Below are 24,265 nucleotides of genomic sequence, written 5' to 3'. Positions count from 1 at the left end.
GCGCGAGTTACCCGTCGGTAGGAAGGAGCACCGCGATGGGCCACTACAAGAGCAACGTGCGCGATCTCGAGTTCAACCTGTTCGAGGTGTTCCGGGTACAGGAGCAGCTCGGCACGGGCGCGTTCGAGGGCGTCGACACCGACACCGCCAAGGGCATCCTGAGCGAGCTGAACACGCTGGCCACCGGCCCGCTCGCCGCGTCCTTCGCCGACGCGGACCGCAATCCGCCGGTCTTCGACCCGAAGACCCACACGGCGACACTGCCGCAGTCCTTCAAGGACTCCTACAAGGCGCTGTGGGACGGCGAGTGGTACCGGCTGTCCCTGCCCGTCGAGCTGGGCGGCTTCGGCGTGCCCCCGTCGGTGCAGTGGGCGGCCTCGGAGCTGATCCTCGGCGCCAACCCGGCGCTGTACATGTACATGGCCGGCCCGAACTTCGCCTCCGTGATGCACGCCAACGGCACCGAGGAGCAGCAGCACTGGGCCGAGATCATGATCGAGAAGGGCTGGGGCGCCACCATGGTGCTCACCGAGCCCGACGCCGGGTCCGACGTGGGCGCCGGCCGCACCAGGGCCGTGCTGCAGGAGGACGGCTCCTGGCACCTCGACGGCGTGAAGCGGTTCATCACGTCCGGCGACCAGGACATGACCGAGAACATCATGCACCTGGTGCTGGCCCGCCCCGAGGCGCCCGGCCTCGACCCGAAGCCCGGCACCAAGGGCCTGTCGCTGTTCCTCGTGCCGAAGTTCCATTTCGACTCGCAGACCGGCGAGCTGGGCGAGCGCAACGGCGCCTTCGTCACGAACGTCGAGCACAAGATGGGCCTCAAGGTCTCCACGACCTGCGAGCTCACGTTCGGCCAGCACGGCGTCCCCGCCAAGGGCTGGCTGCTCGGCGAGGTGCACGACGGCATTGCGCAGATGTTCCAGGTCATCGAGTACGCCCGCATGATGGTCGGCACCAAGGCCATCGCGACCCTGTCGACCGGCTACCTCAACGCGCTGGAGTACGCCAAGGAGCGCGTGCAGGGCCCGGACCTCACCCGGCAGACCGACAAGACCGCCCCGCGCGTCACGATCACGCACCACCCGGACGTCCGCCGCTCGCTGATGACGCAGAAGGCGTACGCCGAGGGCCTGCGGGCGCTCTACCTCTACACCGGCACCTTCCAGGACACGATCCGCCAGGGCGGCGATGTCGACCTCGCCGAGAAGGTCAACGACCTGCTGCTGCCGATCGTCAAGGGCGTCGGCTCGGAGCGGGCGTCGGAGCAGCTGCTGCAGTCCCTGCAGACGCTGGGTGGCTCGGGCTTCCTGCAGGACTACCCGCTCGAGCAGTACATCCGCGACGCGAAGATCGACTCGCTGTACGAGGGCACGACGGCGATCCAGTCGCTCGACCTCCTCTTCCGCAAGATCGTCAAGAACAACGGCGCCGCGCTGATGCACGTCGCCGGCGAGATCCAGGCGTTCCTCGAGAACGAGACCGGCAACGGCCGGCTCAAGGAGGAGCGGGCGCTGCTGGCGACCGCACTGGCCGACGTCCAGGGCATGCTCGGCTCGCTGACCGGCTACCTGTTCGCCTCGCAGAAGGATGTCGCCGAGCTGTACAAGGTCGGCCAGCACAGCGTGCGGTTCCTGATGGCCGTCGGGGACCTGCTCGTCGGGTGGCTGCTGCTGCGCCAGGCGGACGTCGCGCAGAACGCGCTGGCCGGTGACGTCAGCGCCAAGGACCAGGCGTTCTACGAGGGCAAGATCGGCGTCGCCCGGTTCTTCGCCCGGACCGCCCTGCCGAAGCTCACCGCCGAGCGGGCGATCGTCGAGGCGGCGGACAACTCGCTGATGGAGCTGGACGAGGCCTCGTTCTAGGCACCTGTGAGTGGCAACGGCGGTAGCGGCTGTTGCCACTTACAGGCGGCGCAGTGGCTCACTGGGCGATGTAGGACTCCAGCTGCTGGCGCTCGCGCTCCAGGGAGTCGATGCGGGCCTTGACGAGGTCGCCGATCGAGACGATGCCGAGCAGCTCCTCGTCGACCACCACCGGCAGGTGCCGGACCCGGCGGTTGGTCATGACCTGGGCGAGGTGGCTCACGCCGTCGTCGGGCGTGCAGGTGGCCACCACCGTGGTCATGATCTCCGAGACGGCGATCCCGAGCAGGTCCGCGCCCCGCTCGTGCAGCTTCCGGACGACGTCGCGCTCGGACACCATCCCCACGAGCCGGCCGTCCTGCACGACCGGCAGCGCGCCGTAGTTCCCCTCGGCCAGACGGGCGAGCAGGGCCGACACCGTGGCCTCGGGCTCGATCGTCGCGACGGCGTGCCCCTTGCTCCGCAGGATGTCCGCGATGCGCATCCGTGCCCCCGATCCTCGACGTCGTTGTCCGAGGAGGAGGGTACGAACCGTGACAGGTGTCACGCGAGGGCTGAACGGCGGCTCGCCCCGATCGTCCGACGGCGGGTCAGCCGCAGATGACGTTGGGTGACGGGTTGTACTTCACCGTGCGGGTCTTCCGGGTGACCTCGCCGGTCTCCAGGTTGCGCATCACCCGCGTGTCCGTGGCCGTGAACCCCTGCGACCCCTTCGACGGGGTGCACGCCTGGCCCGGCGGGATGGTGATCGTCTGCGGCTCGGTCGGGTTGGTCCGCGGCCCGGTCTCCGAGGTGACCTCGTAGCGCTTGGTGCCGAACATCTTGACCGTGAGGTTCGAGGGCGTCCAGAACGTCTGGATGAGCACGCCCGTGGGCCCGTCGTTGCGGAACTTGAGGTCGATGATGTCGTCGAACACCGTGGCCTCGCGGGCCACCGGGTAGCGGCTGATGTAGAAGCTGTGCTCCTTGTGCGCCACGTCGACCATGCCGGCGAAGTACGCCGCGTTGTAGAGCGTGGTCGCGACCTGCGAGACGCCGCCGCCGACGCCGCGCGCCGAGTGGCCGTTCTCGATGATGCCGGCCTCGACGTAGCCGTTCGCCGCGTTGCGCGGGTTGGTCAGGGCGTTGAGGCTGAAGGTCTCGCCGGGCTGCACGATCGTGCCGTTGACCTGCTGGGCCGCCCGCTTGATGTTCTGGCCCGAGTCGGCCGCGAACCCGCCGGTGGTGAAGGAGCTGATCTCGCCGGTGATGCCGAGCGACGACAGCTTCTCGGTGGTCAGCTCGGCCTTCTGGTCGGCGTACACCGCCACCACGCTGCGCTCGCCGGTCCCGGTCAGCACCGCGACGACGTTCTCGAACGTCTTGTCGTAGTCGATCCCGCGGCCGTCCTGCGAGGGGACGACGGTCGGGGTGCCGGAGGAGAAGTCCAGGCTCGCGTCCCGGGCGGGCTTCTCGGTCGCGGCCAGCTGCGGCGACGCGACCTCCTTCAACGCCTCGTTGTTGATCTCCGGGACGAGCTTGGGGCTCGCCGCGGCGTCGGCGCGGAAGGTCAGGGCGCTCGCGATGTCCGCGGGCTGCAGGACGGCGTCGGCGCCCTCGCCCTTGATCGTCAGGGGCGCGGAGACGGCCGGCGTCGCGACCTTCTCGATGGCCTCCTGGACGTCGTCGTTCGTGGTGGCGGTCGGCTGCGGGATCAGCGGCAGCGCGACCGGGGCGCCCGACGCCCACTCCCGCTCCAGCACGCCGACGGCGGCGGACAGGTCGAGCGTCTGGCCCGGGACCGGCGGGACGGCGACCGGGGTGGTGCCCTCGAACCGGACGTTGCCCTCGACGGGGGCCTGGTCGACGACCGGCTTGAGCTGCTCCAGCGCGGTGGTGACCGAACGCTCGTCGGCCTTGTTGATCACGCCGACCTCGCGCTCGGAGAAGAACGACGTGATCCGGGTGACCGGGTTCAGCGGCTGCGCGCCCGCCTGGTCGATGGTGGCCTGGTAGTCCACCTCGAGGCCGGCGGCCTTCGGGTCGATCTGGCTCTGCACCGGGCCCGCGGTGATCTGGACCGGGAGCGACGACCGGGGCTCGATCGCCTCCTGCAGGCGCTGCCGGGCGTCGGCCTTGGAGAGCCCGCCGAGCTCCAGCCCGGCGACGGTGACGCCGCGGGGCACGTTGCCCGCGGACACGACGAGGTCGGCGACGTAGAGCAGGCCGAGCACCGCCACGACACCGGCGACGATCAGCAGCGGCTTCCTGCGGCGGCCGCCGCCGGAGCCGGAGCCGCCGGGGTGGTCCCCGGTCGGCGGCGTGCCGGAGCTCTGCGTCGGCGGGACCGCGCCACCCGTGGGCATGCGGAACTGCTCGGTCGGCGGGTCGACCGGGCGGGCCGGGGCGCCGAGGCGCTGGGTCGGCTGGTCGACGCTCACCGCCGCCGCACCGGTTCGCGGGAGGACCTGGGTGTCCTCCGAGCCCCAGACCGGCGCGGCGGAATGCACCGCGGTGGGGCGGTCGTCGGTGTCGTCGGACGGAACGGACGGAGCGGGCGCGGCCGCGGGGGTGCCGACGGCGGCGGTTCCGGCAGCCGGGGTGCCTGCTGGCGTGCCGCTGGTCGGGGTGCCGGGCGCGGCCGTGCCGGCGACCGGGGTGCCGGCCGCGGGAGTGTCGGCCACGGCGGTGTCGGCCACGGCGGTGTCGGGGGCGGAGGGCTGCTGCTCGCCCGCCGGCCGGGCCGCCGCGGCGGCGTTCGCGCCCGCCGCATCGGTAGGACCGTTCGCGCCCGCAGCGACGGGACCGTCCGCACCCGGCGCCTCGGCGGGAGCGTTCGCGGTAGACCCGTCGGCCGTGGTGATCGGGGCGGCGGGAGCGGTCGCGCCGGGGGCCTGCGGCCCGGCGGAGGCGGGCGCGGTCTCGCCCGAGGTGGTCGCGGCCTCGGGCGCGGCGGATCCGTCCGATCCTCCGCCCGTGGCATCCGCGGTCGGTGCGGCCGCGTCCTTCCCGGGTCCCGGGGCGGCACCGCTCTCGACGGCACCCTGCCCGGTCGCGGCCTCGGCGGCGGCACCGTCGGACCCGTGAGCGACGCCGTTCGCACCGGCCCCGTGAGCGACGCCGTTCGCACCGGCCCCGGGAGCGGCGGCCGCTGCCGGCCGCGGGCCGGGCGAGGGCCGGGTGGTCGGGGAGGGCCGGGTGGCGGGCTCGCCATTCGTTGCGGCGACGCCGTTCCCGGCGGATGTGCCGTTCCCGGCGGCGGTGCCGTTCCCGGCGGCGGTGCCGTTGGCGCCGTTGGTCCCGTTCGTGCCGCTCCCGTTCGCGCCCTGCTCACGGGGCTGCGGCGTGGGCCGCGGGGACGGGGAGAACAGCGCGTCCCCGCGCGGGCTGTCCGTGCGCGGGCCCGGTGCCGGCCGTGGGCCGTCCGTGGTCGGGCCGGCGCCGTTCCCCCCGCCGCCGGTGCGCTGCTCGTCCACCTCGCCGGGCGAGGGCTGCCGCTCGGGCATCAGGCCGTGTTCCTTCCCCACCGATGTCCACCCGTCCCGCGTGCCCCGGGACGGTTCCGTGCTGCGCCGCGCGCCCTACAGGTACAGGCCGGTCCCGTGCTCGGTGCGCTCCGTCGCGACGGCGTGCAGGTCGCGCTCGCGCATCACGATGTAGCTGGAGCCCTGGACCTCCACCTCGTACTGGTCCTCGGGAGCGAAGAGGACCCGGTCGCCCACCTTGACACTGCGCACGTGCTGGCCGATGCCGAAGACCTCGCCCCAGATCAGCCGCTTGGCGACCTGGGCCGTGGCCGGGATGACGATCCCCGAGGAGCTCCGACGCTCGCCCGCCGACTCCACGATCTTGATCATGACGCGGTCGTGCAGCATCTGGATCTCGAACTTCGGGTCCGGCACCGGGGTGATGCTACGGGCAGCGCGGACACCGTCACCCGGCGGTGTCGCCTCGGGCAGGTGACGGACGGCGCGGACGGACCGGACGGGCCCGGCGGGAACGAAGAGGCCCCGCGGAGCTGCCAGGTCGGGGGTCCGACAGCGCCACGGGGCTACCCCAGGATTCGTCCGGTCCGGCCGGGTCGTTACGCCTGCGTCCCCGAAATACGTTCTTCACTCGTTCGGGGCAGTGGTTGGGTCAGGTGGAGGCGAGCAGGTACCGGCCGAAGTGCGGCACGGTGAAGGCGATCTGGCCGCGTTGGGCCGAGAAGACCAGGCCCTTCTTCAGCAGGCTGTCCCGCGCCGGTGACAGCGACGAGGGCTTGCGCTCGAGGTGCTGCGCGATCGTCGAGGTGACGACGGGCTCGTCCGTCCCCTCCGCCAGCTCGGCCATCGCGCGCAGGTACTCGCGCTCCGCCGGCGTGGCCCGTTCGTACCGCGACCCGAAGAACCCGACCGCCAGCTCGGCCTCCGCCTCCGGCGCGGCCAGGGCGACGTCGTCGGCCCGGATCGGGCTGGTCGGCGCGGCGTCCCAGGAGGCCTTGCCGTAGGCCTGCACGAAGTAGGGGTAACCGCCGGAGCGCTCGTAGAGCTGGTCGAGGGCCTCGGCGTCGAAGGCCGCCTCCTCGCGCTCGGCCGGCGCCAGGAGCGCGAAGTCGGCGTCCTTGCGGTCCAGCTTGTCGATCCGGGCGTACTTGAACAGCCGCTCCGAGTAGGACTTCGACGCCGACAGCACGGCCGGCAGGTGGGGCAGGCCGGCGCCGACCACCACCAGGGGCATCCGGGACTGCGAGAGCTCGTGACAGGCCGCGCAGAGGGCGGAGACGTCGTCGGGCCGCAGGTCCTGCATCTCGTCGATGAGGATCGCGATCCCGGTGGCGACCTCGCTGGCCAGCTCCGCGACCTCGGTGAACAGCTCGACCAGGTCGATCTCGATGTCGCCGGAGTCCGCGCGGCCGTTGCGCACCGGCACGTCGATGCCGGGCTGCCAGCGCTCCCGCATCCGTGCGCCGTCGGGCGAGGCACGCAGGGCGAAGGCCTTGAGCACGCCCAGCACCTCGTCGACGCGCTCCTGCCGCGGGTGCTGCACCGCCAGGTCCCGGATCGCCCGGTGCAGCGCGGCCGAGAGGGGGCGGCGGAGGTCGGCGTCGGGCCGGGCCTCGATCTTGCCGGACCCCCAGCCGGCGCGGACGGCCATCGACCGCAGCTCGCCGAGCAGCACCGTCTTCCCGACGCCGCGCAGTCCGGTGAGCACGAGACTGCGTTCCGGGCGGCCGCGCGCGACCCGTTCCAGCACGATCTCGAACGCGTCGACCTCGCGGTCCCGGCCCGCCAGCTCCGGGGGCCGCTGACCTGCGCCGGGAGCGAACGGGTTGCGCACCGGATCCATGGATCGCACGGTATCCGCGCGTCTCGCGCCGACCCTAGATTTCGCTATCCGGCGCGATGGCGTGTCGTCGATCGGTCCGTCTGCGCCCGTCTGGCGCAGACGCTAGACACCGGTAGGTCAGGCTCGACGGAAGGCCGCGTCGGCCAGGCAGTACAGCCCGAAGGCCCCGAACCCCAGCGCGACGACGACGAGCAGGGACATCCCGAGCGGTGTCTCGCCGAGGGCCCGCAGCGCGGCGTCGAGCCCGCCGGCCCGACGCGCGTCCGAGGCCACGGCCGCGGTGAGGACCAGCACCCCGACCACGCCGAGCGCGAGCGCCCGGGCGAGGTGCCCGACCGCGCCGACCGCCTCGATCGTGCGCCGGATCGCGGGGGAGAGCCGCCGGACGTCGAGATCGCCCATGAACGTCCGCTTGACCCCGGTGTAGGTCATGGTCACACCCATGATCCCGATCGCCACGGCCACCGCCGCCACCAGCAGCCGGCCACCGGGCAGCAGCAGGAGGTCCGCGACGACGTCGCGCGCGCCCGCGTCGCCGGACCGGGGGCCCGACCGCAGGAACGCGACGGCGATCACGGCCAGCCCGAGCATCGTCACCGCCTTGGCGACCGCGCCGACGCGCTTGCGCACCCGCTCGCCGCCCGAGACCCAGCGGAAGCCGAGCGCGGCGGCCGTGAGCTGCCAGACCGCGAACGCGACGAGCCCGACGACCGCCACCACCAGGCCGACCGCCCCGGCACCGGTCGCGATCTCCGCGACCGCCCCCTGGGCGTCGGCCGAGCCCTTCGGCAGGCCGATCGCGATCCGCACGGCGAGCCAGGCCACCACGAGATGGACGACGCCGTAGGCGACGAGGCCGCCGCGGCCGAGGAGGTCGACGACACGGCCGGGCGCGTCGGAGCGACCGCGGCGGACCGACCGGCGCAGACGCCGGAGGGGGGCGAGCACCTCATCACGGTAACCATCGCCGCGTCTGCGCCCGTCTAGCGCCCGACCGATACTCGGGGATACGCCGTGATCGGCCGGGATCTGGGAGGCTCGGGGCGTGACCGAGAACGCACCGGAGATCGTGACCGAGGGCAACGGATGGGTCGAGCACACGGCCGACCGCGCCGAGCTCTCCGTGGTGTTCGACGCGCGCGGGCGCAGCCGCACCGCCGCCGTCGAGGAGCTGGGTCGTCGCGTCGGCGGCGCCGAGAAGGCGCTCGGGCTGCCCGGGCTCACGGTCCGCGGCCGGCGGGTGTCGGTGCACACCGAGTACAAGGGGTCGAAGCCGTCGGACTGCCGGGCGAGCGAGGCCATCCAGGTGCGCGTCGACGACCCGGACGTGCTCGAGGAGGTGCTGTCGCTGCTGCTCGGGGCGGAACCCGCGGCGCTGTCCGGACCGGCGTGGTCGCTCGCCGACCCGGACGCGGTGCTGGCGGAGGCGCAGCGTCGCGCGGTGGCCGACGCCCGCCGCCGGGCCGAGGGCTACGCGGCGGCGCTGGGCGGCAGCCTGGGCCGGCTGGTGCGGCTGAGCGAGGGGCCGGAGCACGGGGCCGCGCCGATGATGGCGATGCGGGCGGCCCGGGCCGAGGGCGGACCGGACGTCGCCGATCTGGGGCTCGAACCGGAGCCGGTGCGCGTCACCGCGCGATGCACGACGACATGGACGTTGATCGGCTCGTGATATCGGCGCTTTTCCCGCCGAATTGCTGTCCCATTGGGTGAATCGGAGCGTCCGGGTAGCGCAATTCCCGCCATCGGTCCGACACTCGTTCGGACTAGTCACTCGGTTCGTGACGGGAGGACAGCGTGGGTTCTCGAGGGGGACGGCACCGCCTGACGCGACGCACCCGGCAGGAATTGCGGATGCGCCCCGGACGACAGCGCCGGATCGGGCTGCGGGCGACCGCCCGGGCCATGCTCACCGCGGCCGTCGGCCTGCTGCTCACCGGCAGCAGCGCGGCCGTGCTGCACAACCACGGCGGCCCCGTGACGGTCGCCTTCCTGACCTCCGAGGCCGAGTAGCCCCGAAGAACACCGGTGGCGCGCCGGCGAGCGCTCAGCTCAGCGCTCGTCGACCACGGTCCCCTCGATCACCATGGGGCCGCCGGGGCGGCGCGGCGGCTCTGTGCCCGCCCCGGGCCGGACGTCGACGACCTCGGCGTCGATCACCTGACCCTCGCTGCGGATCCGCGCGGTGCGCAGGCCGGGGTGCCGGCGCTCGGTCGACGCGACGAGCCGGCGGCGCACCAGCGCCCGGGTGGGCGGCAGCACCAGCAGCAGCCCCAGCACGTCCGTGACCAGGCCGGGCACGAACAGCAGCAGGCCGCCGACGGCGACGAGCATCCCGTCCGTGGTCTCCGAGGTGGCGACGCGCCGGTTCCGGGCCGCCTCGGCGAGGGCCTGCGCGGCCCGCAGCCCCTCCCGGCGGGCGAGCCACAGGCCCAGCACGGAGCCCGCGAGCAGCACCAGCAGGGTCGGCAGGGCGCCGATCCAGGAGCCCAGCGCGACCACGGCGACGATCTCGACCACCAGGTACAGCAGCACGAACGGCATACCCGTCCAACGCACGGGACCGCCGTTTTTCTCCCGATCACCCGAGCGAACGGCGCTCTCGCTCACACCTCCCGAGCGAGAGCGCCGTCCACGGGGTCGTCACCAGAGCATCGCCGTCGCGGGGTCCTCGAGCAGGGCGCCGACGTCGGCGAGGAAGCGGGAGCCCTGCTCGCCGTCGACCAGCCGGTGGTCGAAGGACAGCGCCAGCTGGCACACCGTCCGCACCGTGAGCTCCCCGTCGACGACCCACGGCGCGGGCTTGATCGAGCCGACGGCCAGGATCGCCGCCTCGCCCGGGTTGAGGATCGGCGTGCCGGTGTCGACGCCGAACACCCCGACGTTCGTGATCGTGATCGTGCCGCCGACCAGGTCCGACGGGGCCGTCTTCCCCGCCCGCGCGGTCTCCGTGAGCGCGCCGAGCGCGGCGGCCAGGCCGTGCAGGTCGAGCCGGTCGGCGTCCCGGATCTTCGGCACGAGCAGGCCGCGCGGGGTCGCGGCGGCGATCCCGAGCTGGACGTGGTCGTAGTACACGATCTCGCCGGCCGGCTCGTCCCAGCTCGCGTTGACCGCCGGGGTCCGGCGCGCGGCCAGGCACACCGCCTTGGCGACGAACGCGAGCGGCGTGAGCTTGACGTCGGCGAACCGCCGCGACGCGCGCAGCCGGTCCCGCAGCGCCATGGTCTCCGTGACGTCGACCGACAGGAACTCGGTGACGTGCGGGGCCGTGAACGCGGACTGCACCATGGCCGCCGCCGTGGCCCTGCGCACCCCGCGGATCGGCTCGCGCCGCACCCCGCCGACGGACTCGGGTGCGGCTGCGGCCGGTACGGCCACGGGTTCGGCCGCCGGGGCCGCGGTGGCACCGGCGGCACCGGTGGCACCGGCGGCACCGGCGGCACCGGCGGCACCGGCGGCACCGGCGGCCTGCGCCGACGCCGCCGCGCGGACGTCGTCCCGGGTGATGACCCCGCCCGGGCCGGACCCGGCGAGCGCCCGCAGGTCGACGCCGAGGTCCTTCGCCAGCTTGCGCACCGGCGGCTTGGCCAGCGGGACCAGGGACTCCGGGCCCGCCGCGGCGCCGTCGTCGAGGTCCGGTGCGCTCGCCGCCGCGGCGGCCGGACCGACCTGGGCGGCCGCCTCCTCCCCGGCGACGACCGGGGCGACCTCGGGCTCCGCCACCGCGGCCGCCGCGCCGGGCACGCCCTTCCGAGGGCGCCGCCGCGCGGCGCCCTGCCGGGGGCCGTAGCCGACGAGCGTGGCGATCCGGCCGTCGGCGCCGGCCTCGCCGATCAGCGCACCCTTGCTCTCCGCCGGGCTCTCGCTCACGGGCGTCGGCTCGGGTGTGCCCCCCTCGGCCGTCCGGATCGCGATGATCGGCTCGCCGACCTGCACGGTCGCACCGGGCTCGGCCAGCAGCTCGTGGACCGTCCCGGCGAAGGGCGACGGCAGCTCGACCACGGCCTTGGCCGTCTCGATCTCGACCAGGATCTGGTTGACCGCCACCGGGTCGCCCGGGGCGACCTGCCAGGCCACGATCTCGGCCTCGGTCAGCCCCTCGCCGACATCGGGCATCCGGAAGATCTCGGGCACGCTCACCACCCCAGCGCGCGGTCGACGCCGTCGAGCACGCGGTCGAGATCGGGCAGGTAGTCGTCCTCGCACTTGGAGGGCGGGTAGGGGGTGTCGAAGCCGGTCACCCGCAGCACCGGCGCCTCCAGCGAGTGGAAGCACTCCTCCTGCACCCGGGCCGCGACCTCCGAGGTCACCGACGCCTCCGACGGCGCCTCGGACACCACCACGAGCCGGCCGGTGCGGCGCACCGACCCGAACACCGGACCGAGGTCCAGCGGGGACAGCGAGCGCAGGTCGATCACCTCGATGTCGGTGCCCTCCGCCTCCGCGGCCGCCGCGGCCTCCAGGCAGGTCTTCACCAGCGGGCCGTAGCAGGCCACGGTCACGTCGGCGCCCGACCGGACGACCCGCGAGGAGAACAGCGGGGCGGGCTCGGTCTCCGAGACCTCGCCCTTCTCCCAGTACCGCCGCTTGGGCTCGAAGAAGATCACCGGGTCGTCGCTGGCGATGGCCTGGCGGATCATCCAGTGGGCGTCGTCCGGGTTCGAGCAGGCAACCACCTTGAGCCCCGCGACGTGCGCGAACAGCGACTCGGGCGACTCGCTGTGGTGCTCCACGGCGCCGATCCCGCCGCCGAACGGGATCCGGACGACGACGGGCATCGGCACCTTGCCCTGCGACCGGAACCGCACCTTGGCCAGCTGGGAGACGATCTGGTCGAAGCCGGGGAACACGAACCCGTCGAACTGGATCTCGCAGACCGGGCGGAAGCCGCGGATCGCGAGGCCCACCGCGGTGCCGATGATCCCGCTCTCCGACAGCGGGGTGTCGAGCACGCGCTGCTCGCCGAAGTCCTTGGCCAGCCCGTCCGTCACCCGGAAGACGCCGCCGAGCTTGCCGACGTCCTCGCCCATCACCAGGACCTTCGGGTCGAGTTCCATCGCCGCGCGCAGCCCGGAGTTGAGCGCCTTGGCGAGCGTCATCGTGGTCATCCGTCTCACGCCCCCTCGAACGACGCGTGGTACTCCAGGTACGCCGACTTCTCCGCCGCCAACTGGGGCGACAGCTCGGCGTAGACCTCGGAGAACATCCGGTCCGGACCGGGGTCCGGCATCGCGACGCAGAAGGCGCGGAAGCGGGCGGCGAGCTCGTCCGACTTTGCCTGCACCTCGTCGAAGAAGTCCTGCCCCACGCCGTGCTCGCGCACCAGGTTCACCCGCACCCGCTCGATCGGGTCCTTGAGCTTCCACAGCTCGAGCTCGTCGGCGAGCCGGTAGCGCGAGGGGTCGTCCGACGTCGTGTGCGCGTCCATGCGGTAGGTGAACGCCTCGATCAGGACGGGCCCGTTGCCGGTGCGGCACTCCTCCAGGGCCCAGCGGGTGACGGCGAGGCAGGCGAGGACGTCGTTGCCGTCGACCCGCACGCCCGGGAAGCCGTAGCCGCGCGCCCGCTGGAAGAGCGGCACCCGGGTCTGGCGTTCGAGCGGCACCGAGATCGCCCACTGGTTGTTCTGGCAGTAGAAGACGACCGGGGCATCGTAGGCGGCCGCCCACACGAACCCCTCGTGGACGTCCCCCTGGCTGGTGGCGCCGTCGCCGAAGAAGCACATCGTGGCCTCGGCGTCCGGCCCGTCGCCGACCTTGCCCTCGAACTTCTGGCCCATGGCGTAGCCGGTGGCGTTGAGGCACTGGTTGCCGATGACGATCGTGTACAGGTGGAACCGGGCCTCGATCGGGTCCCACGAGCCGTGGTCGGTGCCGCGGAAGATGCCCAGCAGGTCCGTCGGGTCGATCCCGCGACACCAGGCCACGCCGTGCTCGCGGTAGCTGGGGAAGATCATGTCGCGCGGGGTGGCGGCGCGGCCGGCGCCCACCTGGGCGGCCTCCTGGCCGAGCAGCGGCACCCAGATGCCCAGCTGGCCCTGGCGCTGCAGGGCGTTGCCCTCGCGGTCGACGCGGCGGACCAGGACCATGTCGCGGTAGTAGCCCTTGAGCTCCTCGGCGCCGACGTCGTCCGCCCAGGAACCGAACCGGTCGTCGGACACCCGCTGCCCCTCGGGGGTCAGCAGCTGGACGAGCTCGGCGCCGCCCTCGTCGGTGCCGTGCAGTCCGGACAGGACGTGCTCGCGGGTCGGTGCGGATCGGGGATCGGTCGGGACCCAGCTCTGTGGACGGGACACGCGTTCCTCCTCGTGCTCACGACACGCGGGGTCCGTGCTGTGGCACACCGCCCGCGGGCCGACGGACGGCCGGCGGCGGACCACTCGGGTGTGTGGGCCGCCCCGCGCCGGACGTCCTCTGAGGTGATAGTGGCACGGCTCGCGCCGGCGGGGGGACCGCGAGATCCCACAGGATCGGGCGGCGGGCCGTGCGTGGGGCCACGGCTCCGTTCGGCGTCCGATCCTCGGGCCTCGGAACGATCACCGCCGGGAACGACGACGGCCCGGTCACCTCGACGAGATGACCGGGCCGCGCGTGCGCGTCGCGGGTGTCAGCCGCGGTAGGGGGCGGTGGGCGGGTCGGTCGGACCCTGCTGCCCGTAGCCCTGCTGGCCGTAGCCCGGCTGCCCCTGCTGGCCGTAGCCCTGCTGGCCGTAGCCCTGCTGGGGGCCCCGGCCCTGCTGGCCGTGGATGCCGGCGGCACCCTTGGCCTTCTGCGCGGCGCCGTGGATCTGCCCCGAGTACTTGCCCTTCGTCTGCTTGTCGACGAACTGGGCGGCCTGGTCGACGAACTTCCCGGCCTTGTCCGGGTTCTTCTTCGCGTAGCGGCGCGCCGCCTCCGCGGCACCCGCCAGCGCGCCGAGCTTCTTGAACAAGCCCGCCATGCGCTTCCTCCCGTCGTGTCCGGTGTCGTCCACCGTCCGTTCCACACCGTCAACGCCCGGTGATATGTCCTGGTTCCCGCGATCCGCGGCGGCCAACCATGTGTCCGTCGGGTAACGGACGATCGTTCCGGGATGTCCTTCCGGCAGCCAGGTGGCAGCATCCCGACGACCGCGCCGCCCGCGCGGACCGAAGAGGAGGTGCCGGCGTGTCCGCCCGAAACCGAACGATCCCCGCCGCGCTGGCCGCGGCGGCCCTCGCCGTCGTCCTGGCCGGGTGCGGCTCCAGCGGCGACGGCTCCGGCGGCGGTGGCGCCGGCGCGAGCTCCGCCCCGGCCGTCCCGGCGGCCGCGAAGGACGACGCCCTCGCCGCCAAGGTCCCCGCCTCCGTCTCCGCCGACGGCAAGCTCGTCTTCGGCACGGACGCCTCCTACCCGCCCAACGAGTTCACCGACACCGACGGCCGCACCATCATCGGGATGGACGTGGACCTCGGCACGGCGATCGCGCAGAAGCTGGGGCTGCAGGCCGAGTTCCAGAACAGCCAGTTCTCCGGGATCATCCCCGGCATCGACGGCGCCCGGTACGAGGCCGGCATGTCGTCCTTCTCGATCACGCCCGAGCGCACCGCGACCGTCGACATGGTCAGCTACTTCACCGCCGGCACCAGCCTGGCCGTGAAGGCGGGCAACCCGGACGGACTGAACCCCGACGACCTCTGCGGCAAGGCGATCGGCGTCCAGGCCGGCACCACGCAGGCCGAGGAGGTCGTGACCCGCAGCCAGGAGTGCACCTCCCAGGGCAAGCCGGCGATCCAGGTGACCGAGCTGCAGCAGCAGACGGACGTCACGCTCGCCCTGACCTCGTCGCGCATCGTCGGCATGCTCGCCGACTCCCCGGTCGCCGCCTACGCCGTGACCACCACGAACAAGGCCGTCGAGGTCGTCGGCGAGCCGTACGACACCGCGCCCTACGGCGTCGTCCTCAAGAAGGGGCAGGCCGAGTTCCCGCAGGCGGTCCAGGGCGCGATCCAGGCGCTGATGGACGACGGCACCTACAAGGCCATCCTCGACAAGTGGAACGTCGGCAACGGGGCCATCCCGACGTCGCAGATCAACGCCTGAGCGGCCCGATGTCAGCTCCGCCGGGCCGTCCCGAGCCCATGAACGCCGTCCCGGTCCGGCACCCGGGGCGGTGGGTCGCCGTGGCCGTCCTGGCGGTGCTTGCCGCCATGCTCGTCCACACGATCCTGACCAACGACGGCTTCGGCTGGCCCGTCGTCGGGGACTACCTGTTCTCGCCGCCCGTGCTCAACGGGCTGAAGAACACGCTGGTCCTGACGGTGCTGTCCATGGTGATCGGCATCGTCGGCGGCGTCCTGCTCGCCGTGATGCGGCTGTCGCCGAACTGGATCCTCAGCTCGGTCGCCGCGCTCTACATCTGGGTGTTCCGCGGCACGCCGCTGATCGCGCAGCTGCTGTTCTGGAACTTCCTGTCGGCGCTCTACCCGCGGCTGTCGCTGGGGATCCCGTTCGGGCCGGAATTCGTCTCCTTCGACACCAACCAGCTGATCAACCAGTTCGCGGCCTGCCTGCTCGGCCTCGGGCTCAACGAGGCCGCGTACATGGCCGAGATCGTGCGCGGCGGCATCGCCTCGGTCGAGCACGGCCAGACCGAGGCGGCGGGCGCCCTGGGCATGTCCCGCGCCCAGACGCTGCGCCGCATCGTGCTGCCGCAGGCGATGCGGGTGATCATCCCGCCGACGGGCAACGAGACGATCTCGATGCTGAAGACGTCCTCGCTCGTCGTCGTGATCGGGTACTTCGAGCTGCTCACGTCCGTGCAGCGGATCTACTCGGTCAATTTCCAGACGATCCCGCTGCTCATCGTCGCGGCGATCTGGTACCTGGCGCTGACGTCGATCCTCTCCGTCGGGCAGGGCTTCATCGAGCGGCGCTACGGGCGCGGGCTGCAGACCGGGCCGCCCGGCCCGTCGCTGTTCGGGTTCCTGCGCCGGACGCCGGAGGAGGCCCCCGCGTGACGCCCATGGTCGAGGCCCTCGGCATCCACAAGAGCTTCGGCCCCACGCAGGTGCTGCGCGGGGTGGACCTCGTCGTGCAGCCCGGCGAGGTGAGCTGCGTGATCGGACCGTCGGGCTCCGGCAAGTCCACGCTGCTGCGCTGCATCAACCACCTGGAGCGGATCGACTCCGGGCGGCTGCGGGTCGACGGGCACCTCGTCGGCTACCGGGAACGCGGCGGGAAGCTCTACGAGATGCGCGAGTCCGAGGTCGCGCACCAGCGGCGGGACATCGGCATGGTGTTCCAGCGGTTCAACCTCTTCCCGCACAAGACGGCGATCGAGAACGTCATGGAGGCGCCGGTCGTCGTGCGCCGCCAGGACAAGGCCGCGGCGAAGGCGCGGGCCGTCGAGCTGCTCGACCGGGTGGGACTGGCGGACCGGCGGGACAACTACCCGTCGCAGCTCTCCGGCGGGCAGCAGCAGCGCGTCGCCATCGCGCGGGCGCTCGCCATGTCGCCGCGGCTGATGCTGTTCGACGAGCCGACCTCGGCACTCGACCCCGAGCTCGTCGGCGAGGTGCTCGACGTCATGCGCGGGCTCGCGCGCGAGGGCATGACGATGGTCGTGGTCACGCACGAGATGGGCTTCGCCCGCGAGGTCGGCGACGCCCTGGTGTTCATGGACGAGGGCGTGATCGTCGAGCAGGGCGCACCGCGGGAGGTGCTCGGCAACCCGCAGCACGAGCGGACGAAGGCGTTCCTGTCGAAGGTGCTGTAGCCGCGACGGCTGCTGGGGCCGGTGCGCTGGGGCCGGTGCGCTGGGGCCGGTGCGCTGGGGCCGGTGCGCTGGGTCCGGTGCGCTGGGCCCGGTGCGCTGGGCCCCGTGCGCTGGGTCAGGTGCGCTGGGGCCGGTGCGCCGCGGCGCCGGAACGGGCGCCGCGGAAGCGGGCGAAGCACCCGAATCGGGCGCAGACCTGGCGGGATGACACGATCGTGGGGTGCGCACCCGAGGACTGACCCGGCTCGTCGCGGCCGTACTGGCGGCCGGGGCGGTGCTCGTGGGCGGCGTCGGTTGCGCGACCACCCCCGCGCCGCCCGTCGGCGTCGTCCAGCAGCCGCTGCCCGAGGTGGCCGCCGATCCGGCGCTCGCCGCGATGCTCCCGCCGGCGCTGCAGGGCGGGACGCTGCGCGTCGCCGTGCCCGGCGTGGCCCGGCCGGCGAGCGGGGCCGAGGAGGAGCTCGGCGCCGCGCTGGCCGCCCGGCTCGGCCTGCGGTCGTTGTCCGACGGGGTCTCCGCGACGGCGCTGCCGCGGGCGCTCGTCGGCGCCCGGCACGACGTCGGGATCCTGCCGGTCCCGGTGCCCGAGGCCCCGCTGGGCGGCAGCGTGCTGCCGTGGCTCGAGGCCCGCACCGCGATCGTCACGCCGCCCGGCAACCCGGACCGCGTCGAGCCGACCACGCTCTGCGGGCACCGCATCGGCGTCGTCGCCGGGTCGGCGCAGCACGCGGCGGTCACCGAGGAGAACCTGCACTGCACGGACAACCGGCGGCCGGAGATCGAGATCGTGCCGGTCGGCGGGGCCGAGGACGCCACCCGGCGCCTGCTGGCGGACCAGCTCGAGGCCTTCGTCGCCGACGCCCCGGCCGCCGGTCACGCCGTCGTCCTCGGGAAGGGGAAGCTGGCGCTGCCCGGCACCCCGTACGGCGAGGGCACGGCCGGCATGATCGTGGACAACCGTGCGGTCCCGGCCGTCCGCGCCGCGCTGGCCTCGCTGATCGCCGACGGCACCTACGCCGCCGTCCTCGACCGCTGGCTGCTCCGCGACCTCGCGATCGACGCCGCCGCCGTGCGCTCGTGAGCCATTCGTGACCCGTTCGTCCTGATCCCGTGGCCACCCCGGCCGCGGTCGGTGCCCGTCCTCGTCAGTCCTGACGAAGATCGTCCGGATGCGGTTGCACGCGGACCGTCCCCACCGACCAACGGTTCGTGATCCGCTCCCGCACCGCCGTCGCCGTCGGTCTCCCCGCACTCCTCGCCGCCCTGCTCGCAGGCTGCGGCTCGTCGTCCGCCACCCCGGTGTCGCTCGCCGCCGCGCCGACCACGACCCGCCCGGCGGCCACCACCACGACCACGACGACCACTCCGCCGCCGACGACCACCGCCGCGGTCGTGGTCGCCCCCGCGACGGTCCCGCACACGACGCACGCCACCGCCACCCGTCCGCCGGCCCCGCGGACCACCGTGGTGCGCGCGGCCGCCCCGACGACCCGCCCGCCGGTCCGGACCACCACGGCGGCCGCCCGGGCCGCGTCGAACTGCGACCCGAACTACTCCGGCTGCGTGCCCGTCGACTCCGACGTGGACTGCGAGGGCGGCAGCGGCAACGGCCCCTCGTACGTCCGCGGGCCGGTGCGGGTCACCGGCAGCGACATCTACGGCCTCGACGCCGACAAGGACGGCACCGGGTGCGAGTGACGGCCGGCGGTCGATCAGCGGGGCAGGCGGCCCATCAGGAAGAACTCCGGGTTGGGCCGCAGCGCCGTCAGGTGGGCCATACGGTTCGAGAGGGCGAAGAGGGCGGTGATGGCGCCGACGTCCCAGATCTCGTCGTCCGTGAGGCCGGCGGCGCGGGCGTCGTCGAGCTCGGCGTCGGTGAGCGCGGCGGAGTCGGTGGCGATCAGCAGCGCGAGGTCCACGATGGCCCGCTCGCGCCGGCTCAGCTCCACCGCGTAGGGGTTGGTCGCGACCCGGTCCGCGATCTCGGGGTCCTTCGCGCGGATGCGCAGGATCGCGCCGTGCGCCACCACGCAGTAGGTGCAGTGGTTGGCGCCCGACGTCGCCACCACGATCAGCTCGCGCTCCGCCTTGCTCAGGCCGTCGTCCGAGTCCATGAGGGCGTCGTGGTAGTCGAGGAAGGCGCGCAGCTCGCGGGGGCGCTTCGCCAGGGCGCGGAAGACGTTGGGCACGAACCCGGACTTCTCGGCGATCGCACCGATCCGTTCCCGCAGGTCCTCGGGCATGTCCTCCAGCTCCACGTGCCCGAAGCGGCTCACCGCGTGATCTCCCATGGCCGCGACCGTACCTCCGCAGGTGCCTCCCGGACACGCCCCGGAGGCCCCACCCTCTCCGACCCGGCGTACCCGGCGGGGAGTGCGTGGCGGGGAGTGCGTGGCGGGGAGTGCGTGGCGGGGAGTGCGTGGCGGGGGCAACCGGCGGGTGTGCCGCGGTGCTGTGACGGGTGTGCGGCGGCCGACCGGGTGTGCGCGGTGCACTGGCGGGTCTGGGACGGCCGAGCGGGCGTGCCGCAGTGCCTCCGGCGGGGCCGCCTGCGGGCCGGGCTGGTAACCGGCGGAGAACATCCGGGGCGTGGTCCTTCCCCGGCGGGCCGGCAAACGTCATCATCTGCGGGCATGGGGGTGCCCGAGGAGATCCGTACCCGGTTGTCCGACTGGTGTGCGGACTGCCTGTCCGCCGAGGAGCGCGAGCACCGCCGGATCGCGTACACGACCGTGGGCGACCACGTCACGATCCTCGACCGCCGCCCGCCGGCGTTCCCCGAGCTGGGTGCGGTGTGGTCGTCGACCCCGCTCGCGCAGCTGCGCAACGAGCGCGACAGCGGCCGGTGGGTGCTCTACATCCCGACGGTCTCGGGCGAGCGCTGGGAGCGCCAGGAACCCTCGGCCGACGACCCGTTCGTGCTGCTCGACCGCATCCGCTCGGCCGTCCGCGCCGCGGGCTGAGGACCGCTCGGATCCCGTCGCGCACGGGCCACGCCGATCTGCGGCCGAGCACTCTCCGAGCCGGCCACCGCGACGTCCGCCCCCGTGCGCCGAAAGCCGGCACGCGCGCGTCCGAGGAAGAGCCGGCGGCCCTCAGGCCCCCGCCTGCTCCCGCCGCGGCGCCTCGGGGCGGCGGGCCGTGGGGAGGCGCACCACCCGACCCCCGGGGTCCGGCGGGCGCGGCGGGGCGACGACCGGGGCCTCGGCCCGCTGCAGCGCCCCGAGGACGGTCGGCCCGGCGTCGGCGGGGTGCGCGTCGGCGACCGCGAGCAGCCGCGGGGCCGCCGCGGCCACCAGCAACCGCTCGACGGAGAGCTCGGCGGCGTCGAGCACCACGACGGCGTCGAGCACGTCGTCGGCCGGCAGCCGGGACAGCAGCGACTCCAACGGCACGCTCCACACGAACCCGCGCCCGTCGGCGTAGGCCCGCGCCGCCTCCGGGTCCTCGGCGCGGAGCCGGGCCAGCAGCTCGTCGCAGCGGGCCTGGTCGGCGGCCGCCCGCCGGGCCGGTGCGAGGGCGGCGAGGGCGACCTCGTAGGCCTGATCGTCGCGCGCGCGCAGGGCCTCCACGGCCGCGCGGTGCCCTTCGACCAGCTCCGCGAGCGGGGCGTCGCCGGCGAGCCCGTCCGCGATCGCGTCGAGCCGGGCGGCCGCCTCGGGGGCGGACCCGTGCTCGGCGACGTCGAGGATGCCGGCGGCCACGCGCTCGGCGGCGGCGAGGTCCGGCACGGCGACGGGCGAGGTGGGGTGCAGGAACAGGACGTCGTGACGCAGCTGGCCGACCGCCCGCGCCGCCTCGTCGACCAGGTCCAGCCCGGTGACGAGCGCGCGCAGGTCGCCGACGTCGTCGGGGGTCGGGAGGCCCAGCGCGCGGCACCCCTCGTCGACGGCGGTGAGCCGGCCCGCGAGCTCGACGTGCAGCACGGCGGCGTGCACCGACCGGGCGTCGGCGGGGACCTGCCCGCCCACCCGGATCAGGTCGAGGACCGGCTGCACCTCCCGCTGCACGCCGTTGCGGAAGCGCCGCCGCGCGCGGCCGCCCGAGTCGAGGTACTCGCGGTAGTCGACGAGCAGCTCGTGGGCGTGCGGGGGCAGCGCGCCCGCGAGCGTGACGAGCGGGAGGTCCCGCGAGCGGTCGGCGAGGGTGAGGGCTGCGGCGGAGGCCGACCGCAACGCGTCGAACACCGGCCGGTGGCGCGAGTGCACGAGGTCGGGGAGCAGCGGCCACACCCAGGAGTCCTCGCGCGGGCCGAGGGCGTCGAGGGCGGCACGCACCGCACGGGCGACGCCGGCGACGGCCGCGAGCCGCGGCTCGTCGAGCGTGGTGAGGACGTCCCGCAGCAGGTCCGGTGCGCCGGTGCGCGCCCGCGCAGCCCCGGCGGCGTTGGCGCAGAGGGCCCGGATCTCGTCGACCGGTGGGAACGCGGGCGGCGGCGGGATCTCGCGTGCGGCGTGGTCCCGCCGGGCCGGGGTGGCCGTGGCGAGGAGCAGCCGCAGCTCGCGCTGCTCGGGTCCGGTGAGGGCCGGCAGCCGGTCGACGGTCGGGGCGACCGCGTCGAGCCTGGCCAGGTCGGCCGCGGTCACGGCGACCCGCAGACCGGCCCGCGCGAGACCGTCGACGGCCGCCGCGATCTCGGTCGGGCGGTGACCCTCGAGGACCAGGAAGGACTCGGTGCGGACGGCCGCGACGACGTCCGTGAGCGGTGCCGGGCTCTCGGACGCGGTGCGCTGCCGCGGCACGACCGGCGCGACGGCGTCCGTCACCGTCGCGGCCTCGGCCCCGGCGAGGGCCTCGGCGAGCCGGCGCAGCCCGGCCGGGGCGGCGCCCGCCTGCATCCGGGCCCGGACCTGCTCGGCCGCGGCGAGCGTGGCCGCGTCGGCCGGGGGCGGCCCGGCCGGGCCACCTGCGGGAGCGACGGACTCCGCCTCGTCGGCGGCGCGTTCGGCCAACCGCTCGACGAGGTCGCCCAGCCCGCCGCCCTCCCGCGGCGCGCCCGCGCGCGGATCGGCGTCGTCGGCACCCTCCGCCACGGGCTCCTCCTCCGGCTCACCGTCCCGCCCGGTACCCGCCGTGTGCAGGTGGCGGACCACACGTCGGATCTCCGCCATCACTCACCTCCCGCCACCGCCGTTCCCGGCGGTCACCGGGGGTATCGCTCAGGCGGCCCCGATGTTCCACCCCGGTGGCGTGGTGCTGCAACACGTACGGGACGACCCGGTCACGCGGTGCGCTCGTTCGGCCGCACGAGCACACCGCGCTCGCCCGACCGGGCGTCGGGCGTTCACCTCACGGTCGGCGTCAGTGCGTCAGCACGTCCGCGACCGGCTTGAGCCGCTTCGAGTGCTCGTCGGCGTGGTAGTCCGGGCCCTGTGTGGCGTCGGCGCCGTTGCCGACCTTCATCGCGTGCAGCACCGCGGACACGACGACGGCCACCACCAGGTTGAGGATCAGCGCCACGAAGCCCACGTAGATCTGCACCTGGGAGCCGGCGAACGGGTGCCAGCCGAAGACGGTCAGCTTGTCCAGGGTCAGCGCGGAGCCGCCGAAGTGCGCCCTGCCCGTCGCCGGGTTCGGGATGAGGTAGAGCAGGTACATCCCGTACGCCATGCCGACGAGCCAGCCCGCCACCAGCGCCCAGCGGTGCAGCCAGCGGGTGTAGAGCGCGATCGCCACGGCCGGCAGCGTCTGCAGGATGATCACCCCGCCGATCAGCTGCAGGTCGATCGAGAACTGCGGGTCGACGAACAGCACGAACGCCACGGCCCCGAACTTGACGACGAGCGAGGCCAGCTTGGCCTGCCGCGCCTCCTGGGAGGGCGTCGCGGAGCGGTGGATGTACTCCTTGTAGATGTTGCGCGTCCACAGGTTGGCGGCCGCGATCGACATGATCGCCGCCGGCACCAGCGCCCCGATTCCGATGGCCGCGAAGGCGACGCCCGCGAACCAGTCCGGGAACTGGCCGTCGAACAGCACGGGGATGATCGTGTTGGTGTCCGGGCGCCCGGTCGCGTTGTTCGTGATCGGCTTGGAGCCCGCGGCGATCGCGACGTAGCCGAGCAGCGCCAGCAGCCCGAGCAGCAGCGAGTACGCCGGCAGCGCCACCATGTTCCGCTTGAGCACGTCCCGCCCGCGCGAGGCGAGCACGCCGGTGAGCGAGTGCGGGTAGAGGAACAGCGCGAGCGCCGACCCCAGCGCCAGGGTGATGTACTGCAGCTGGTTGTTGCCGGTCAGCAGGATCGAGCCCGCCGGCTTGCCGGTCGCCGGGCTCGGCTGGGCCAGCTTGTCCGAGGCCGCGCCGAAGATGTCCGACCAGCCGCCGAACTTGGCGGGCAGGTAGATCACGGCCACGAGGATGACCAGGTAGATCAGGATGTCCTTGACGAACGCGATCAGCGCCGGCGCCCGCAGCCCGGACTGGTACGTGTAGACCGCCAGGATCACGAACGCGACCAGCAGCGGCAGGTGCCCGGCGATGCCGGTGCCGTTGAGCCCCATCGTCCGCAGCACCGCCTCGAGGCCCACGAGCTGCAGCGCGATGTAGGGCATCGTGGCGACGATGCCGGTGACCGCCACGAGGAAGGCCAGTAGCGAGCTGCCGTAACGGCCGCGCACGAAGTCCGCCGGGGTGACGTAGCCGTGCACCCGGGAGACCGACCACAGCCGCAGCACCGGCAGGAAGACGATCGGGTACAGGATCACGGTGTAGGGCAGCGCGAAGAAGCCCATCGCCCCGGCCCCGAACATCAGCGCGGGCACCGCGACGAAGGTGTAGGCCGTGTAGAGGTCACCGCCGACGAGGAACCAGGTGATCCACGAGCCGAACTTGCGGCCGCCCAGGCCCCACTCGTCGAGATGGTCGAGCCCGCCGCCCCGCTGCCAGCGCGAGGCGATGAAGCCCATCACCGTCACCACGAGGAAGAGGACGACGAAGACGGACAGCTCCACCCACTGGATCATCGCCGCGCCCCCTCGTCGAGGTCGTCCACCCGATCGTCGACGTCGGGTGCGTACTCACCGTCGCCCTTCGTCCGCAGGTAGACGACGAGCACGCAGACGACGCCCACCGGCACCCACAGGAACTGCGACCAGTAGAAGAACGGCATCCCGAACACCACCGGGTCCGTGCTGTTGAACCACGGCGTGACGAGCATCAGCAGCGGGACCAGGAGCAGCAGGTTCCACGGGCTCCAGCGGAACCCGGACCGGCCTTCGTGTGCGGCCATGACTCCCCGATTCGATCGACGACGATCAGCCTGCGCCTCGGCCTTGCGCCAGGAACCGGCCTCGGACGCGCGCATCCTAGGTCGGTCCTGCGGAGATCGCCGGATCACGCGCCGGGGGCGGCGATCACGGCA

23 protein-coding genes are annotated in these 24,265 nt (G+C 73.7%); 9 read left to right on the top strand and 14 right to left on the bottom strand.

The genetic code is table 11. The features are described 5' to 3' along the window. Positions 1 to 35 precede the first annotated feature (35 nt). Positions 36 to 1,868 carry an acyl-CoA dehydrogenase gene (locus tag PKE99_RS01545; RefSeq protein WP_037041986.1) on the top strand — a complete coding sequence of 611 codons (1,833 nt, stop codon included), beginning with the start codon at positions 36 to 38 and terminating at the stop codon, positions 1,866 to 1,868. Positions 1,869 to 1,926: 58 nt separating this feature from the next. Here the strand turns inward: PKE99_RS01545 and PKE99_RS01540 are convergent, their stop codons facing one another. The 5 genes from PKE99_RS01540 to PKE99_RS01520 form a co-directional block, all read right to left on the bottom strand. Further along, positions 1,927 to 2,352: a CBS domain-containing protein gene (locus tag PKE99_RS01540; protein WP_037041995.1), complete on the bottom strand. Its 426-nt coding sequence runs from the start codon at positions 2,350 to 2,352 to the stop codon at positions 1,927 to 1,929. Positions 2,353 to 2,458: 106 nt separating this feature from the next. Then, positions 2,459 to 5,353: a VanW family protein gene (locus tag PKE99_RS01535; protein WP_081923892.1), complete on the bottom strand. Its 2,895-nt coding sequence runs from the start codon at positions 5,351 to 5,353 to the stop codon at positions 2,459 to 2,461. Between the two features lie 75 nt (positions 5,354 to 5,428). Beyond that, positions 5,429 to 5,749 carry a GroES family chaperonin gene (locus tag PKE99_RS01530; protein WP_037042002.1) on the bottom strand — a complete coding sequence of 107 codons (321 nt, stop codon included), beginning with the start codon at positions 5,747 to 5,749 and terminating at the stop codon, positions 5,429 to 5,431. A 235-nt stretch (positions 5,750 to 5,984) separates the two neighbouring features. Then, positions 5,985 to 7,175 (bottom strand): ATP-binding protein, encoded by a 1,191-nt coding sequence (locus PKE99_RS01525; protein ID WP_037042003.1) that lies wholly within the window; start codon positions 7,173 to 7,175, stop codon positions 5,985 to 5,987. A gap of 117 nt (positions 7,176 to 7,292) precedes the next feature. Then, entirely contained in the window at positions 7,293 to 8,123 is an 831-nt protein-coding gene (locus PKE99_RS01520; RefSeq protein ID WP_051736954.1) for a DUF1206 domain-containing protein, read from the bottom strand. A gap of 97 nt (positions 8,124 to 8,220) precedes the next feature. On the opposite strand from PKE99_RS01520, the gene PKE99_RS01515 reads away from it, so the two are divergent. Next, positions 8,221 to 8,844 (top strand): SIMPL domain-containing protein, encoded by a 624-nt coding sequence (locus tag PKE99_RS01515; RefSeq protein WP_037042005.1) that lies wholly within the window; start codon positions 8,221 to 8,223, stop codon positions 8,842 to 8,844. 182 nt (positions 8,845 to 9,026) lie between these two features. Beyond that, positions 9,027 to 9,185, top strand: a complete 159-nt coding sequence (locus tag PKE99_RS01510) for a hypothetical protein (protein WP_156067290.1) — start codon at positions 9,027 to 9,029, stop codon at positions 9,183 to 9,185. Positions 9,186 to 9,224: 39 nt separating this feature from the next. Here PKE99_RS01510 and PKE99_RS01505 read toward each other — a convergent pair whose 3' ends face one another. The 5 genes from PKE99_RS01505 to PKE99_RS38805 all read right to left on the bottom strand — a co-directional run bounded on the left by PKE99_RS01505 (position 9,225) and on the right by PKE99_RS38805 (position 14,111). Next, positions 9,225 to 9,731 carry an FxsA family protein gene (locus PKE99_RS01505; protein WP_306470722.1) on the bottom strand — a complete coding sequence of 169 codons (507 nt, stop codon included), beginning with the start codon at positions 9,729 to 9,731 and terminating at the stop codon, positions 9,225 to 9,227. 84 nt (positions 9,732 to 9,815) lie between these two features. Beyond that, positions 9,816 to 11,306: a dihydrolipoamide acetyltransferase family protein gene (locus PKE99_RS01500; RefSeq protein WP_438865905.1), complete on the bottom strand. Its 1,491-nt coding sequence runs from the start codon at positions 11,304 to 11,306 to the stop codon at positions 9,816 to 9,818. A 2-nt stretch (positions 11,307 to 11,308) separates the two neighbouring features. Continuing rightward, complete coding sequence (locus PKE99_RS01495; RefSeq protein WP_037042007.1) at positions 11,309 to 12,280, bottom strand: alpha-ketoacid dehydrogenase subunit beta; 972 nt, start codon at positions 12,278 to 12,280, stop codon at positions 11,309 to 11,311. A gap of 5 nt (positions 12,281 to 12,285) precedes the next feature. Continuing rightward, positions 12,286 to 13,467 (bottom strand): thiamine pyrophosphate-dependent dehydrogenase E1 component subunit alpha, encoded by a 1,182-nt coding sequence (locus tag PKE99_RS01490; RefSeq protein WP_037042009.1) that lies wholly within the window; start codon positions 13,465 to 13,467, stop codon positions 12,286 to 12,288. A 311-nt stretch (positions 13,468 to 13,778) separates the two neighbouring features. After that, positions 13,779 to 14,111 (bottom strand): antitoxin, encoded by a 333-nt coding sequence (locus tag PKE99_RS38805; protein ID WP_081923893.1) that lies wholly within the window; start codon positions 14,109 to 14,111, stop codon positions 13,779 to 13,781. Positions 14,112 to 14,317: 206 nt separating this feature from the next. On the opposite strand from PKE99_RS38805, the gene PKE99_RS01480 reads away from it, so the two are divergent. The 5 genes from PKE99_RS01480 to PKE99_RS01460 all read left to right on the top strand — a co-directional run bounded on the left by PKE99_RS01480 (position 14,318) and on the right by PKE99_RS01460 (position 18,605). After that, the gene (locus PKE99_RS01480; RefSeq protein WP_231498080.1) at positions 14,318 to 15,232 is read left to right on the top strand and encodes an ABC transporter substrate-binding protein; all 915 of its coding nucleotides are present in this window, start codon (positions 14,318 to 14,320) and stop codon (positions 15,230 to 15,232) included. Positions 15,233 to 15,240: 8 nt separating this feature from the next. Next, positions 15,241 to 16,149, top strand: coding sequence for an amino acid ABC transporter permease (locus PKE99_RS01475; RefSeq protein ID WP_051736955.1), 909 nt, complete (start codon positions 15,241 to 15,243; stop codon positions 16,147 to 16,149). Then, positions 16,146 to 16,907, top strand: coding sequence for an amino acid ABC transporter ATP-binding protein (locus PKE99_RS01470; RefSeq protein ID WP_269322935.1), 762 nt, complete (start codon positions 16,146 to 16,148; stop codon positions 16,905 to 16,907). The genes PKE99_RS01475 and PKE99_RS01470 overlap by 4 nt, the downstream gene beginning before the upstream one ends. 220 nt (positions 16,908 to 17,127) lie before the next feature. After that, positions 17,128 to 17,988, top strand: a complete 861-nt coding sequence (locus PKE99_RS01465) for a type 2 periplasmic-binding domain-containing protein (protein ID WP_037042013.1) — start codon at positions 17,128 to 17,130, stop codon at positions 17,986 to 17,988. 128 nt (positions 17,989 to 18,116) lie between these two features. Next, positions 18,117 to 18,605, top strand: coding sequence for a hypothetical protein (locus tag PKE99_RS01460; RefSeq protein WP_037042015.1), 489 nt, complete (start codon positions 18,117 to 18,119; stop codon positions 18,603 to 18,605). Positions 18,606 to 18,619: 14 nt separating this feature from the next. Here the strand turns inward: PKE99_RS01460 and PKE99_RS01455 are convergent, their stop codons facing one another. After that, a complete protein-coding gene (locus PKE99_RS01455) occupies positions 18,620 to 19,198 on the bottom strand; it encodes a peroxidase-related enzyme (protein ID WP_037042016.1) in 579 nt (192 codons plus the stop codon). A 342-nt stretch (positions 19,199 to 19,540) separates the two neighbouring features. Between PKE99_RS01455 and PKE99_RS01450 the strand changes: the two genes are divergently transcribed. Beyond that, a complete protein-coding gene (locus PKE99_RS01450) occupies positions 19,541 to 19,870 on the top strand; it encodes a DUF3024 domain-containing protein (protein ID WP_037042018.1) in 330 nt (109 codons plus the stop codon). Positions 19,871 to 20,002: 132 nt separating this feature from the next. Here PKE99_RS01450 and PKE99_RS01445 read toward each other — a convergent pair whose 3' ends face one another. The 3 genes from PKE99_RS01445 to PKE99_RS01435 all read right to left on the bottom strand — a co-directional run bounded on the left by PKE99_RS01445 (position 20,003) and on the right by PKE99_RS01435 (position 24,133). After that, positions 20,003 to 22,018, bottom strand: a complete 2,016-nt coding sequence (locus PKE99_RS01445; protein WP_037042019.1) for a hypothetical protein — start codon at positions 22,016 to 22,018, stop codon at positions 20,003 to 20,005. A 190-nt stretch (positions 22,019 to 22,208) separates the two neighbouring features. Then, positions 22,209 to 23,867, bottom strand: coding sequence for a monocarboxylate uptake permease MctP (gene mctP / locus PKE99_RS01440; protein ID WP_037042021.1), 1,659 nt, complete (start codon positions 23,865 to 23,867; stop codon positions 22,209 to 22,211). Further along, positions 23,864 to 24,133: a DUF3311 domain-containing protein gene (locus PKE99_RS01435; protein WP_037042022.1), complete on the bottom strand. Its 270-nt coding sequence runs from the start codon at positions 24,131 to 24,133 to the stop codon at positions 23,864 to 23,866. The genes mctP and PKE99_RS01435 overlap by 4 nt, the downstream gene beginning before the upstream one ends. Between the last annotated feature and the right edge of the window lie 132 nt (positions 24,134 to 24,265).

It is taken from the genome of Pseudonocardia halophobica (assembly GCF_027922425.1).
Classification (GTDB): Bacteria; Actinomycetota; Actinomycetes; order Mycobacteriales; family Pseudonocardiaceae; genus Pseudonocardia; species Pseudonocardia halophobica.
The sequence above is the reverse complement of the archived record's forward strand: the minus strand, read 5'-3'. Positions and strand labels throughout refer to the sequence as shown.

Coding starts and splice junctions, on each gene's coding strand:
- PKE99_RS01445 (WP_037042019.1), bottom strand. CDS start 22,018: ATGGCGGAGATCCGACGTGTGGTCCGCCACCTGCACACGGCGGGTACC.
- PKE99_RS01545 (WP_037041986.1), top strand. CDS start 36: ATGGGCCACTACAAGAGCAACGTGCGCGATCTCGAGTTCAACCTGTTC.
- PKE99_RS01435 (WP_037042022.1), bottom strand. CDS start 24,133: ATGGCCGCACACGAAGGCCGGTCCGGGTTCCGCTGGAGCCCGTGGAAC.
- PKE99_RS01475 (WP_051736955.1), top strand. CDS start 15,241: ATGTCAGCTCCGCCGGGCCGTCCCGAGCCCATGAACGCCGTCCCGGTC.
- mctP (WP_037042021.1), bottom strand. CDS start 23,867: ATGATCCAGTGGGTGGAGCTGTCCGTCTTCGTCGTCCTCTTCCTCGTG.
- PKE99_RS01525 (WP_037042003.1), bottom strand. CDS start 7,175: ATGGATCCGGTGCGCAACCCGTTCGCTCCCGGCGCAGGTCAGCGGCCC.
- PKE99_RS01510 (WP_156067290.1), top strand. CDS start 9,027: ATGCGCCCCGGACGACAGCGCCGGATCGGGCTGCGGGCGACCGCCCGG.
- PKE99_RS01455 (WP_037042016.1), bottom strand. CDS start 19,198: ATGGGAGATCACGCGGTGAGCCGCTTCGGGCACGTGGAGCTGGAGGAC.
- PKE99_RS01535 (WP_081923892.1), bottom strand. CDS start 5,353: ATGCCCGAGCGGCAGCCCTCGCCCGGCGAGGTGGACGAGCAGCGCACC.
- PKE99_RS38805 (WP_081923893.1), bottom strand. CDS start 14,111: ATGGCGGGCTTGTTCAAGAAGCTCGGCGCGCTGGCGGGTGCCGCGGAG.
- PKE99_RS01540 (WP_037041995.1), bottom strand. CDS start 2,352: ATGCGCATCGCGGACATCCTGCGGAGCAAGGGGCACGCCGTCGCGACG.
- PKE99_RS01450 (WP_037042018.1), top strand. CDS start 19,541: ATGGGGGTGCCCGAGGAGATCCGTACCCGGTTGTCCGACTGGTGTGCG.
- PKE99_RS01495 (WP_037042007.1), bottom strand. CDS start 12,280: ATGACCACGATGACGCTCGCCAAGGCGCTCAACTCCGGGCTGCGCGCG.